The organism is Micromonospora zamorensis (assembly GCF_900090275.1).
GTDB classification, from domain to species: Bacteria; Actinomycetota; Actinomycetes; order Mycobacteriales; family Micromonosporaceae; genus Micromonospora; species Micromonospora zamorensis.
Window position 1 is genome coordinate 2,638,288 of the sequence record NZ_LT607755.1, and the last position, 13,030, is coordinate 2,651,317.

Sequence of the window (13,030 nt, forward strand, 5' to 3'; positions counted from 1 at the left end):
GACGGCAGAAAGGACGGGCGTGCCTACCCGACCCTCTCCCCATGTAACCAGCCCAGAGCGGTAATTTCGGTCAGATCGCCAGTACCGGCGCACCTACCGCCATCGTTCAGGTCGCGGGCAGCATCGCCCAGACGGCCTTGCCCTGACCGGCCGGCACGCTGCCCCAGCGCTGGGTGAGCTCCCGGACCAGCAGCAACCCCCGCCCGCCCTCGGCGTGCAGGTTCGTCCCGCCCTCCCGGGCCTGGGCGCTGCTGCCGTCCACCACGGCCAGGTGCAGATACGGCCGGCGCAGGGTCACCGTCACCTGCATCGGCGTGCCGGCGTGCCGGACCACGTTGCCGACCAGTTCGCTGAGCACCAGGGCCGCCGGGCCGGACGCGTCCGGCAGGTTCCAGCGCGCGCACGCCTCGGTGACCAGCTCCCGGGCTCGCCGGCAGGCGCCGGCAACGGGCTCCAGTCGGGCCCGCATCCGCAACGGGGACGTCGTGCCCGCCACCCGGGTCGCCTCCGCGCAGTCGGGGGACACCGGGACCACCCGGCACGTCGTCGACTCGGACAGCCAACGGGCGGCGACCGGCGACGGGGCGCAGAGCACCACCGGCACGCCCGGCCACTCCTCGGCCCGACGGGCCGTCGCGGCGAAGACGGACAGGGCCAGCCGGTCCTTGACGTCGACCTCGGCCATGTCGACCACCAGCGCGTCCGGCTGGTCGACCAGCGCGTCGCGGAGCGCGTGGTGCACCGACCGCATGGTGCCCAGGTCCAGGGCGCCGGTGAGTCGGACGACCGCCACCGGTGCCGTGGTGCGCACCTCGCAGGTGATCCGGCTCGACATTGGTGCCCTCGATTCGCTGGGGGTCGGGATCTCACCACTACCCGAGGTCGAAGCGGATCAAACGGGCCCGGTGCCGAGGGCGAGGCAGGTCACCGACGGGGTCGCCCGGTCAGCAGGCCCAACGCGATCATGCCGATGCCCAGGCCCAGGTGCAGCCAGCCGTCGGCGTCGTTCACCGGCAGCACGTTCGCCCCGGTGTCGTGGTCCACCGCCAGCCCGTACAGCCAGAGCACCAGGTAGACGGCGCCGCCGCCAACCAGGAACGCCCGCGCACCGGTGACCGTCCGCGCCAGCACCAGCCCCGCCACCCCGAACGCCAGGTGCACCAGGTTGTGCAGCACCGACACCTGGAAGACGCCGAACAGGAAGGCGCCCGAGCCGTGGCCGGCGAAGCGCAGGTCGTTGGTGCCGCTGGTGATCCCCGGCACGAAGCCGAGCACACCGATCAGCAGGAACAGCACCCCGACCGTCGCCGCCGCCCGCCGGACCAGCGGCTTGCCGTCGGCCGGGTTGGGTCGGGCCCGGGAGTGGGCCATCGGTCCGACCATTCCCGGCTCCTCGCTGCGCGGCGGGCATGAGCGCTGCCGCCTACCCGCTGTCGACGCCGACAAACCAGCCGCCAGACACCGCCGCGCCTACCTTCAGGCCGGCAGCAGCCTCGGCGCGCTGGACAGCTTGCGGACCCGCTCGTACAGCTCGACGTAGCGCTGGGCCATCACCGCCGGAGTGAAACGCTGCGCGGCCACCCGCCGGCACTCGTCGGGATCGAGGAGGTCGGCGGCGACCACGAGGTCGCCCAGCTCCTCCTCGTCGGTGGTGAGCAGCCCGGTGCGGCCGTGCTCGATCAGCTCCGGCAGGCAGCCCCGGGCGGTCGCCACCACCGGCGTGCCCAGGGCGAGTGACTCGACCACCGCCGTGCCACCGGGCTCCTCCCAGCGCAACGGGAACAGCGACGCGCGGGCGCTGGCGAGCAGGTCGTCCCGCTCCTGACCGGCCACGGTGCCGATCCAGCGGACCAGGTCACCGTCGACGTGCGGCGCCACCTCGTCGAGGAAGAACCGCACGTCCGGGTTCTGCCGGGCCTCGTCGCCCGCGGCAGCCAGATCGGCGGGCCGATGGTACGGGCCGACCGGCCCCGCCAGGACCAGTGGGAACCCGACCCGGTGTGCCAGCCGGGCACCCACGTCCTGCCCCTTGCCCGGGTTGATCCGACCGAGGATGAGCAGGTGTTCGCCCTTCTCCGGTCGGGGCCGCCGGTCGGCGTCCACGGCGAGCGGGGTGGACAGGTGCACGTGCCCCACCGAGTGTTCCCGCAACGCGAGCGGGGCGCGGGCCAGCTGCGACGCGGAGACGCCGTTGACCCGGACCCGGTCACCGCCGTCCAGCCCGCCGTAGAGCGCGGGGTGCTTGGCCAGGTCCCAGTGCAGGGTGTGCAGGGTCGGCGGGCCGGCGGGACCCATCGCGGCGAGAGTGGCCAGGCCGACCGCCTCCACGTGGTCGTGCACCAGGTCGATGTCGTCGCGGGAGTGCAGCTCCCGGACCACACCGGCCAGGTGCGCCTGGGCGATCCCGCAGACCTGGTTGTACGGCCGTTGCAACGCCGCGAACTGCCCGTCGTCGAAGACCGACATCTGTTCGTCCACCGGCAGGGTGCTGCTGCCCACCGAGGCGAGCACCACCCGGACGCCGAGTCGCCGCAGCTCCGGCACCAGCGTGGCGATCACGTTCTCGATGCCGCCGTAACCGGGCGGCGGCACGGACAGCCACGGACCGGCGTTCATCAACACGGTGAGGCTCATCGCGCTCGTCCCTTCCTGGCGTTCACGCGGCGGCCACCCGGCGACGGGGCACGCGGTGGCGCAGTTCGGCCAGCGGCGGGCGTTCCTCGATGGACACGTCGCTGACCACGATCTCCCGGTCCAGGTGCGGCAGCGTGTCCGACCCACCGCGACGGAACTGGGTCAGCAACGCCTCCGGCGTCGCGCCGGGGACCGCCCAGCCGCGCCGCTGCAACCGGGACCAGGCGGTCAGCATGATCTGGGCGGACATTCGGCCGAGGGCCGCCGTGTCCTGGTGGCGGTGCTTGCGCTCGCCCAGGTCGACCTGGGCCAACGCGTCCAGCCCGACCAGCTCGAGCAGGTCGATCAGCATGGCCGTCTCCACGCCGTAACCGGAGACGAACGGCACCCGGGCCAGCACGTCACGGCGGCCGGCGTACTCGCCGGCCAGCGGCTGCACGAAGCCGGCCAGCTCGGGCCAGAAGAGGTTGAGCAGCGGGCGGGCCATCAGCTCGGTCACCCGGCCCCCGCCGTCCGGCTCCACGCTGGCGCTGCCCACCAGCGGGCGGTGGTAGAAGCCCTTCACGAAGTCCACCGACGGGTCGGTGAGCAGTGGGCCGAGCAGCCCGCTCACAAAGTGCGGGCGGAACTCCCGCAGGTCGGCGTCAATGAATGCCACCACGTCCCCTTCGGCGGCGGCGAGCCCGGCCCAGAGCGCATCGCCCTTACCGGTGAGCTGCGGCAGCCCTCGGGTCATCTCGTCCTGACTGACCACCTCCGCGCCGGCGGCACGGGCCACCTGCGCGGTGCGGTCGGTCGACCGCGAGTCCACCACGATCAGCTCGTCGACCAGGGCGACCCGGTCCATCAGGTGCTCGCGGATGGTCGACACGATCGCGCCGACGGTGGCCTCCTCGTTGCGCGCCGGCAGCACCACGCTGACCCGGCTCCCTCCCTTGGCGCGTAGCAGCCGGCGTGCCGGCCAGTCCGCCGCCGAGGTGGTCCGGTACGTGGCCCACGCCTCCACCACCGGTGACACGGTCGTATCCCGCACGGGCACCCCCTCCGTTCGTGCGTGGAAATAGCGACACAGTTACTTCCCATTCGCCACCACGCGCTAACCGCTTCCAGGGCGTCAGCTTGATCACAACAGTGACATTGTCGCGTTCCCAGGGCATGAACGTTTGATTGCGGACACCCCAGGGGACTGCTCCCATCGAAAAGGAAACGTTCTCGAAAGAGGTTGTCGCATGCGGAAATGCCGGGTTGGTCTCGTGGGCGCTGGCGGGGTGGCACAGCGCCACGCCCGGGTGCTGTCCGGGTTCGACGACGTCGAGCTCATCGGGGTGACCGACGTGGCACCGGAGGCGGCGTCAGCGCTGACGGCGCAGCACGGCGGCCAGGTCTTCCGCGACGTCACCGAGTTGCTGGCCGCGGCCCCGGACGCGGTGTACGTCTGCGTCCCGCCCTTCGCGCACGGTCCCGCCGAGGAGGCGGTGATCGAGGCCGGAGTGCCGATGTTCGTCGAGAAGCCCGTCGCGGTCGACCTGGGCACCGCCGAGCGGATCGCCGACCTGGTCGCACGCACTGGGCTGCGCACCGCCGTCGGCCACCACTGGCGCTACCTGAGCGTGCTCGACCAGGCCCGAGACCTGCTCGCCGACCGCCCGGTGCGGATGGTCAGCGGCGCCTGGCTCGACAAGGTCCCCCCGGTGGCATGGTGGTCGCGCCGGGACCGCTCCGGCGGGCCGGTGGTCGAGCAGGCCGCCCACGTGCTGGACCTGATCCGTGTGCTGGCCGGCGAGGTGACCGAGGTCACCGCGTACGGCAACGGCACCCCGCCGCCGGTCGACGGCGCCGACATCGACTCGGTCACCACCGCCGCGCTGCGCTTCGCCGACGGGGCGGTCGGCACCCTCAGCGCGGCCTGCGTGCTGGGCTGGAAGCACCGCGCCGGCCTGGAGATCCTCGCCGACGGGCTGGCCCTCTCGCTCACCGAGGACGGCCTGACGATCCGCGACGCCGACGGTGAACGACACGTCCCCGCCGACCCGGAGGCCGCCCGGATCGCGGTGGACCGCGCCTTCGTCGACGCCGTCCGCGGCATCGGCGACGACGTCCGTGTGCCGTACGCCGAGGCGCTGGCCACCCAACGGCTGGCCCTCGCGGTGGCCGACTCGGCCCGCACCGGCACCACCGTGCGGCTCGCCACCCCGACCGCCCCGGCGGCAATCAGCACGGGGGTGACCGTCGATGCGTGACAAGGTCGTGGTGGTCACCGGCCCCGGCCGGGTCGAGCTGGTCGAGCAGGACGCCGCGCCGCTGCGTCCTGGCACGTTCCGGGTGGAGACGCTCTACAGCGGCGTCTCCGCCGGCACCGAGCTGAGCTACGTCAAGGGCACGAACCCCTACCTGAACGTCACCTGGAACGCCGACCTGGGGCTGTTCCAACCCGGCGAGGCGAGCACCCCGTACCCGGTGAACCGGCTCGGCTACATGCAGGTCGGCCGGGTGGTGGAGAGCGACACCCCGGCCGTCGCCGTGGGCACTGTCGGCGCGATGACGTACGGGCACCGCACCGGCTGGCTCGCCGACCCGGTCGCCGAGCGGTTCGTGCCGTTGCCGGACGACCTGGATCCGCTGCTCGGCGTCTACGTCGCGCACATGGGTCCGATCTGCGCCAACGGTCTGCTGCACGCCGCGGCCGACCTGCACGGCACCGACGTCCGCTCCCTCGGCGACGGGGTACGCGGCCGGCGCGTCGCCGTGGTCGGCGCCGGGGTGGTGGCGCTGCTGACGGCGCTGTTCGCCCGGCGCAACGGCGCCGCCTCGGTGGTGGTGCTCGACCCCACCCCGCACCGTCGCCAGGTCGCCGAGGCGCTCGGTCTGGAAACCCTCGACCCGGACGCGGACGACCCGGCGGTCGTACTCAAGACCCGGTGGGCCCACACCGCCGGTGACCGGGGCGCCGACGTGGTGTTCCAGTGCCGGGGGCAGGCGTGGGCGTTGCAGCTCGCCCTGCGGCTGCTGCGCCCCCAGGGCACGGTCATCGACCTCGCCTTCTACCAGGAGGGCGCGGACGCGGTGCGGCTCGGTGAGGAGTTCCACCACAACGGGCTCTCGCTGCGCTGCGCGCAGATCGGCCGGGTGCCGCGCGGGCTCGCACCCACCTGGGACCGCGAGCGGCTCTCCGCCGAGACCATCGACCTGCTCCGGACGTACGGGGACGTGATCCGCAAGCACCTCGTCTCGGCGGTGGTGCCGTTCGACGAGGCGCCCACCCTGCTCACCGATCTGGCCGACCGTCGTCGCCAGGAGCTTCAGGTGGTGCTGTCCGCCTGACCCGGCGGGCCGGACTGACCCGGCGGGCCGGAGCGCGCCCGGCCGGGTGACGCGGCGGACTACCGTTCCCGGCATGAGCACCTCGACGCACCGGCCGACCGGCGGAACCTCGACGGACCGGTCGGCCGGTGGTGGCGCCGCGGGTCGACCGGTCGGTCTGGGGGCGCTGCTGCCGTACCTGCGGGAGCACCGCGGCACCCTGGTCGTGGTGGGCGTGCTGTCGCTGGTCGGCGCGGCCGCGTCGCTGGCGCAGCCGCTGCTCACCCGCACGGTGCTCGACCGCATCGGTGCCGACCATCCCGTCGCCGACCTGGTGGCGGTGCTGGTGGCGCTCGTGGTGCTGGGCGCGGCCATCGGCGGGCTGCGCGACTACCTGCTGCAACGCACCGCCGAAGGTCTGGTGCTGGGCACCCGGCGACGGCTCGCCGGTCACCTGCTGCGGCTGCCCATCGCCGAGTACGACCGCCGGCGCACCGGCGACCTGCTGTCCCGGGTCGGCTCGGACACCACCCTGTTGCGAGCGGTCGTCACCTCCGGGCTCTTCGAGACGGTCACCGGGGCGGTGACGGTGGTCGGCGCCGGCATCGCCATGGTGCTGCTCGATCCGCTGCTGTTCGGCGTCACCCTGCTCGGTGTGGCACTGGGGCTGGGCTTCGCCGCCACCTTCGCCCGCCGGGTCCGGGCACTGGCCCGAGCCGCCCAGGAGCGGATCGGTGAGATGACCTCGGCGGTGGAGCGGGCCATCTCGGCGGCCCGGACCATCCGGGCCAGTCGCGCCGAGGCCCGGGAGGCGGAGACCGTCACCGGCAGCGCGCGGGAGGCGTACGACGCCGGCCTGCGGGTGGCGCGGGTGCAGTCACTGGTCGGCCCGATCGGCTCGATCACCGTGCAGGGCGCGTTCCTGCTGGTGCTCGGCATCGGCGGTGCACGGGTCGCTGCCGGGGCGATCTCCGTCGGTGACCTGGTCGCCTTCGTCATGTACCTGTTCCTCCTGGCGCTGCCGCTGGCCCAGGTGCTGCGGGCGTACACCCAGTTGCAGTCCGGTCTGGGTGCCCTCCAGCGGATCGAGGAGATCCTGGCCGTGCCCGCCGAGGGCGCGGCCGACCGGGCCGCTCCCGCCGCCGCCACGAGCACCCCGCGCCGGCCCGCACCGATGCTCGAGTTCGATCGGGTGGGGTTCGGCTACCCGGGCGGAGAGCCGGTGCTGCACGAGGTCAGCTTCGCGGTGCCCGCCGGTACGCGTACCGCGCTTGTCGGCCCCTCCGGCGCCGGCAAGTCCACACTGCTGGCCCTGGTCGAGCGCTTCTACGAGGTCAGTGCCGGCACGGTCCGACTGGACGGCCACGACGTACGGGACCTGCCCCGCGACGCGCTGCGGGCCCGGCTCGGCTACGTCGAGCAGGAGGCACCCGTGCTGGCCGGCACGCTGCGGGAGAACCTGCTGATCACCACCCCGGACGCCACCGACGACCGGTTGCGCCAGGTGCTCGACGAGGTCAACCTCGCGCACCTGGTCGAGCGCACCCCCGAAGGTCTGAACGTCCAGGTGGGGGAGGGTGGGGTGCTGCTCTCCGGGGGTGAGCGGCAGCGACTGGCGATCGCCCGCGCGCTGCTCGCCGGCCCGCCGGTGCTGCTGCTGGACGAACCGACCAGCAACCTCGACTCGCGCAACGAGGCCGCACTGCGCCGCGCCATCGACGCGGTGGCCGTCCGCCGGACGCTGTTGATCGTGGCGCACCGGCTCGCCACCGTCGTCGACGCCGACCAGATCGTCGTCCTCGACGGCGGCCGTGTGGTGGCCGTCGGCACCCACGCCGAACTGACCGCCACCGACCCGCTCTACCGGGAGCTCGCCACCCACCAACTGCTGGTCGGCTGACTCCGTCCGTTCGGGGGCCGACCTGCACTCCTCCGCCGGGGTCGAGGTGCTCTCCCCGTTCGGTGTCGACTTGCCGGCGGCCGGGCCGCGCAAGCCGGCCGGAATCGCGTACCGTTGCCGCTCATGGGTGTGTCGCAACGGTTCAAGAGCAAGTTCCGGCGGTTCCTTCAGCGCCCCGGCTCGACCGTGGATCTTGCTCCGCTGGAGAAGCTGCTGCCGGCTGTCGAGGCGCGCGAGGACGAGCTCGCCGCGCTGGACGACGCCGAGCTGACCGAGGCCGCGGGTGCCGCCACCGGCTACGAGGAGATCTGCGCGATCGGCCGCGAGGCCGCCCGCCGCGGCCTCGACCAGCGGCCGTACGACGTGCAGCTGCTCGGCGCGATGTCGCTGCTGTCCGGCAAGGTCGCCGAGATGGCCACCGGTGAGGGCAAGACACTCACCGCCACGATCGCCGCGTACGGGCACGTCCGGCTCGGCAACGGGCCGGTGCACGTGCTCACCATCAACGACTACCTGGCCCGACGCGACGCCCAGTGGATGGAGCCGGTCTACACCCTGCTCGGCCTCACCGTCGGCTGGGTCAACGAGGCCTCCACCCCGCAGGAGCGGCGCGACGCGTACGCCTGCGACGTCACCTACGTCTCGGTCAGCGAGGCGGGCTTCGACTACCTGCGCGATCAGCTGGCCACCGACGTGGAGGACCGGGTGCAACCGGCCCTGACCACCGCGATCGTCGACGAGGCCGACTCGATCATGATCGACGAGGCTCGGGTGCCGATGGTCCTGGCCGGCGCCGTGCCGGGCGAGCAGGACCCGGTGCACGCCGCCGCCGCGCTGGTCCGTGGCCTGCGCAAGGGCAAGCACTACACGGTCGCGGACGACGGCCGCAGCGTGGCGTTCACCTCCGCCGGCCTGGCCGCCATCGAGGCCAAGCTAGACATCGACCTGTACGACGAGGAGCACGTCGAGCAGCTCTCCGCGGTCAACGTGGCGCTGCACGCGCACGCCCTGCTGCACCGTGACGTGGATTACATCGTCCGGGACGGCTCGGTCGAGCTGGTCGACGAGATGCGCGGCCGGGTGGCCCAGCGCCGCCGCTGGCCGGACGGGCTCCAGGCCGCGGTCGAGGCCAAGGAGGGCCTGGACGCCACCGCCGAGGGCGAGGTGCTGGGCACGATCGCCATGCAGGCGTACATCGCGCTCTACCCGAAGGTCTGCGGCATGACCGCCACGGCGGTGCTGGTCGGCGACCAGCTGCGGGAGTTCTTCGGACTTGAGGTCGCGGTGATCCCGCCGAACACCCCCTGCATCCGCGAGGACGAGCCGGACCGGATCTACGCCACCCGGGCCGAGAAGGACGAGGCGCTGATCGACGAGATCCAGCGCTGGCACGCCAAGGGGCGGCCGGTGCTGGTCGGCACGTTGGACGTCAAGGAGTCCGAGGGCCTGGCCGCCGGTCTCAACGCGGCCGGGGTGCCCTGTGTCGTGCTGAACGCCAAGAACGACGACGAGGAAGCGTCGATCATCGCCGAGGCCGGCGCGTACGGCGCGGTGACCGTTTCCACCCAGATGGCCGGCCGGGGCGTCGACATCCGACTGGGCGGCAGCGACGGACGCGATCAGGAGCGGGTCGCCGAGCTGGGCGGCCTCTACGTGATCGGCAGCGGCCGGCACGACAGCCGCCGGGTGGACGACCAGCTGCGTGGTCGTGCCGGCCGGCAGGGCGACCCGGGCGGCTCGGTCTTCTTCGTCAGCCTGGAGGACGACCTGGTCGTCCGGCACGCCGCCGACTCGGTGCCGGCGTCGCCGCGGATGAACGCCGACGGCCTGGTGACCGACGAGCAGGTCGACTACGCGGTGGAGCACGCCCAGCGGGTCGCCGAGGGCGTCAACCACGAGATCCACCGCAACACCTGGCGCTACAGCGTGGTGATCGAGCAGCAGCGCAAGGCTCTCGCCGCGCGCCGCGAGCGGTTGCTGACCAGTGACGTGGCCGCCGTGATGCTGCTGGAGAAGGAGCCCGAGAAGGCCGGCGAGATGGACGAGGACCTGCTCGCCCGTGCGGCCCGCTCGATCGCGCTCTTCCACCTGGACCGGCTCTGGGCCGAGCACCTGGCCGAGTTGTCGGAGGTCCGCGAGGGCGTGCACCTGCGCGCGCTGGGCCGGCTCGACCCGCTGGACGAGTTCCACCGGGCCGCCGTGCCGGCGTTCAACGACCTGATCCCGGAGATCGAGGCCCGCACCATCGCCACCTTCACCGAGACCGAATTCGATGAGGACTGGCAGCCCGACGACGGCACCCTGGTCCGGCCCACCGCCACCTGGACGTACCTGGTGCACGACAACCCGTTCGGGTCCGAGCTGGACCGGCTGATCGCGTCGATCGGGCGGCGACTCAGCGGCACCTCGCGCTGACGTAGGCCACCGGGGCCCCTGTCGTGCCTCCGCGTGCGGCAGGGGCCCCGATTTACGTCGTTTCGACCCAGGTTTCCTCGGGTAGTAGCGCTGGTCGGTCAAGTCGGGAGAGAGCAGACGATGACACAGGTGACGATGATCGCGGGCCGGGCGCGAGGGCGCACGGAGGCTGCGAACCGGTGAACCTCGACACGCGGGAGCCGATGGTGCAGACCCTCGGTGTCCTGGAAACCGCAGCCCTGTTACGCGAGCTGACCGCCGGCCTGATCGCCCTGACCGACTTTGACGAGGCGCTGCTGGCGCTGGTCCGGGTCACCCGGGACGCAGTGGCCGGAGTGCGCTGGTGCGGGTTCACCGCCCTGCGCGCCGGCGAACCCGCCGGTGTGGCCGCCTCCGACGAGCGGCTGGCCGGGCTGGACGACCTGCGACACGGGCCGGACTCGCCGGCGATGAGCGCCATCCAACGCCGCGAGATGATCCTCGCCGCCGATCTGGCCGGCGAGACCCGCTGGCCGCTCTGGACGGCGCGCGCCCGGGATCTCGGCGTGCGCGGGGTCATCTCCGCGCCGGTGGACATCGACGACCAGGTGATCGGCGCGATCAACCTCTACGCCGCCTCGCCGGAGCTGCTGACCCCGCAGCACCAGTTGACCGCGATGCTGCTCGCCGAACACGCCGGCCTGCTGCTGGCGGCCGTCCGTGACCGCAAGCGGCAACTCACGCTCGCCGGCGAGCGGGACGCCTCACTGCTGCACGACGGGGTGGTGGGCCAGGCCGTCGGGGTGATCATGACTCAGCGCGGGTGCCCGCCAGCCGAGGCCCTCGACGTGCTGCGCACCGCGGCGTCGTCATTGGACATTCCGCTGCGCGAGGTGGCCGAGCGACTGGTCCGGACGGTCTCCCGCCCCCGCGACGCCTGACCGGCGCGACGCCTGACCGGACCGCGCGCCGCAGCTCGCCCAGGCGGGTCGGCGTTCGTGGTTCGGCGTTCGGCGCTACGGCGTTGATCGACTCGGGTTCCTTGAATCCGGGGTGTTCGCGGCTCGTGGATGGACCGGTTTCCTGAATCCCGAGTCGATCAACCTCCCGGCGGTCCGTGTGCGCGCGGTGGTGCCTGTGCCCGCGGCGGTGCGTGTTCTTTCGGTGGTGCCCGTTCTCTCTCTCGGCGGCGAGTCGGGCGGCGTCGTTTCGTCCCGACCGGCCTCGGGTAGCACTCTGGTCAGGTGAGCTGCGCCGACCCGGGGGAGGACCGATGCAGAGCCGGCTGCGGGTGCAGGGGCACCCGATCCAACCGATGCTGGTCACGTTCCCGCTCGGGCTCTTCGTCAGCGCCACCGTCTTCGACTTCACCGATGTCGTCGGCGGACCGGCGTTCCTGGGCGAGGTCGGCTACTGGACCGGCGTCGCCGCCCTCGTCGCCGCGGCACTGACCGCGGTGGCCGGCATGATCGACCTGTGGGACGTTCCGGTCGACCGCACTCGCCGCACAGCGGTCGCCTTCAACCTGGTGAACGCGGTGATGGCCGGCTTGTTCCTGCTCACCTGCCTGGTCCGGTCGCAGTCACCGGAGCACGGCGCGTCGGCCGCGATCCTGGTCACCGAGTTGGTCGCGCTCGCCGCCGGTGGCATCGGCGTGCACCTGGGCGCCCGGCTGATGCGGCAATTCGACAGCGGGCGCACCGAGACGGGCGGCCTCGACGCGCTCGCCAACGGCACCGTCGAGATCGTCCGCCCGCGCCCCTGACGCGCACTGCCGGGAGAGCGTTACAGGCCCCAGGCCCCAGGCCCCACACCTGCCAGCCCAATGCCTGCCGGCCCGTGACCCGACCCGCCTGGTTCGTCCGACCTGTGACCCGGTTGGCCGGGCGATGAGCGGTTCGGACGGATCGGCCCTGACCCGACCCGTCCGGCGGGGCCGTGGCGGGCGCAAATGAGTTGCCGGTCGGGTGGCCGGCCGGTGAGGCTGACCGCCATGACCGATCTGCGGAACGCCGAGGAGTTGATCGCGGAGGCAGCCGCCGCGCCGATCGACGGGTGGGGCTTCGACTGGCTGGCGGGCCGGGCTACCGAGGAGCGTCCACAGTGGGCGTACGCCCGACTGGTCGCCGATCGGATGGCGCGTGCCACCGCCGCTCTGGACGTGGACACCGGCGGCGGTGAGGTGCTCGCCGAGGTGCCGCATCCGCCGAAGCTGCTGACGGCCACCGAGGGCTGGCCGCCCAACGTGGAGGTTGCCCGGCGCACCCTGCGCCGGGTGGGCGCGACGGTGGTGGCGGTCGACCCGGACGGGCCGCTGCCCTTCTGCGACGCCTCGTTCGACCTGGTGGTCAGCCGGCATCCGGTGCGGACCGACTGGGCGCAGACCGCTCGGGTGCTGCGGCCGGGTGGGACGTTCCTGTCCCAGCAGATCGGGGCGGGCACCATGCGGGAGTTGAGTGAGGCGATCCTCGGCCCGCTGCCGCCGCCGGCCCACCGGCATCCCGAACACGCGGCGGCCGCCGCCGAAGACGCTGGTCTGCGGGTGGTCGACCTGCGTCGGGCCACCCTGCGGGCCACCTTCTCCGACATCGGTGCGGTGGTCTGGTTCCTGCGCAAGGTGATCTGGACGGTTCCCGGGTTCACCGTGGACCGCTACCGCGAAGAACTCCTGGCCCTGCACGAGCGCATCACCACCGAGGGCCCCTTCACCGCCCACGCCCAACGCTTCCTCATCGAGGCGACCCGGCCCTGACCCCTGACCGCGGCGACCATGCACTTGTGGTGCCCCGCAAAAGTGGCGCA

General features: G+C 72.9%; 11 protein-coding genes. 7 read left to right on the plus strand and 4 right to left on the minus strand.

The features are described 5' to 3' along the window. Positions 1-106: 106 nt before the first annotated feature. The 4 genes from GA0070619_RS11285 to GA0070619_RS11300 all read right to left on the minus strand — a co-directional run bounded on the left by GA0070619_RS11285 (position 107) and on the right by GA0070619_RS11300 (position 3,640). Positions 107-835 (minus strand): STAS domain-containing protein, encoded by a 729-nt coding sequence (locus tag GA0070619_RS11285; RefSeq protein ID WP_088948015.1) that lies wholly within the window; start codon positions 833-835, stop codon positions 107-109. Positions 836-924: 89 nt separating this feature from the next. After that, on the minus strand, positions 925-1,383 hold the full coding sequence (locus GA0070619_RS11290; protein WP_088948016.1) for a DUF4383 domain-containing protein: 459 nt from the start codon (positions 1,381-1,383) through the stop codon (positions 925-927). 93 nt (positions 1,384-1,476) lie between these two features. Beyond that, positions 1,477-2,634, minus strand: a complete 1,158-nt coding sequence (locus GA0070619_RS11295; RefSeq protein ID WP_088948017.1) for a glycosyltransferase — start codon at positions 2,632-2,634, stop codon at positions 1,477-1,479. 22 nt (positions 2,635-2,656) lie between these two features. Then, complete coding sequence (locus GA0070619_RS11300) at positions 2,657-3,640, minus strand: glucosyl-3-phosphoglycerate synthase (protein WP_231927464.1); 984 nt, start codon at positions 3,638-3,640, stop codon at positions 2,657-2,659. Positions 3,641-3,863: 223 nt separating this feature from the next. Between GA0070619_RS11300 and GA0070619_RS11305 the strand changes: the two genes are divergently transcribed. The 7 genes from GA0070619_RS11305 to GA0070619_RS11335 all read left to right on the plus strand — a co-directional run bounded on the left by GA0070619_RS11305 (position 3,864) and on the right by GA0070619_RS11335 (position 12,980). Further along, on the plus strand, positions 3,864-4,874 hold the full coding sequence (locus tag GA0070619_RS11305) for a Gfo/Idh/MocA family protein (protein ID WP_088948019.1): 1,011 nt from the start codon (positions 3,864-3,866) through the stop codon (positions 4,872-4,874). Then, complete coding sequence (locus tag GA0070619_RS11310) at positions 4,867-5,955, plus strand: zinc-binding dehydrogenase (protein WP_088948020.1); 1,089 nt, start codon at positions 4,867-4,869, stop codon at positions 5,953-5,955. The genes GA0070619_RS11305 and GA0070619_RS11310 overlap by 8 nt, the downstream gene beginning before the upstream one ends. A gap of 73 nt (positions 5,956-6,028) precedes the next feature. Continuing rightward, positions 6,029-7,834, plus strand: a complete 1,806-nt coding sequence (locus GA0070619_RS11315) for an ABC transporter ATP-binding protein (RefSeq protein ID WP_231927377.1) — start codon at positions 6,029-6,031, stop codon at positions 7,832-7,834. A 123-nt stretch (positions 7,835-7,957) separates the two neighbouring features. Then, entirely contained in the window at positions 7,958-10,249 is a 2,292-nt protein-coding gene (secA2, locus tag GA0070619_RS11320) for an accessory Sec system translocase SecA2 (RefSeq protein ID WP_088948021.1), read from the plus strand. 179 nt (positions 10,250-10,428) lie between these two features. Then, positions 10,429-11,169: a GAF and ANTAR domain-containing protein gene (locus GA0070619_RS11325; RefSeq protein WP_088948022.1), complete on the plus strand. Its 741-nt coding sequence runs from the start codon at positions 10,429-10,431 to the stop codon at positions 11,167-11,169. A 332-nt stretch (positions 11,170-11,501) separates the two neighbouring features. Continuing rightward, on the plus strand, positions 11,502-11,993 hold the full coding sequence (locus tag GA0070619_RS11330) for a DUF2231 domain-containing protein (RefSeq protein WP_088948023.1): 492 nt from the start codon (positions 11,502-11,504) through the stop codon (positions 11,991-11,993). A 228-nt stretch (positions 11,994-12,221) separates the two neighbouring features. Then, positions 12,222-12,980 (plus strand): class I SAM-dependent methyltransferase, encoded by a 759-nt coding sequence (locus tag GA0070619_RS11335; protein WP_088951723.1) that lies wholly within the window; start codon positions 12,222-12,224, stop codon positions 12,978-12,980. The last annotated feature ends 50 nt before the right edge of the window (positions 12,981-13,030 follow it).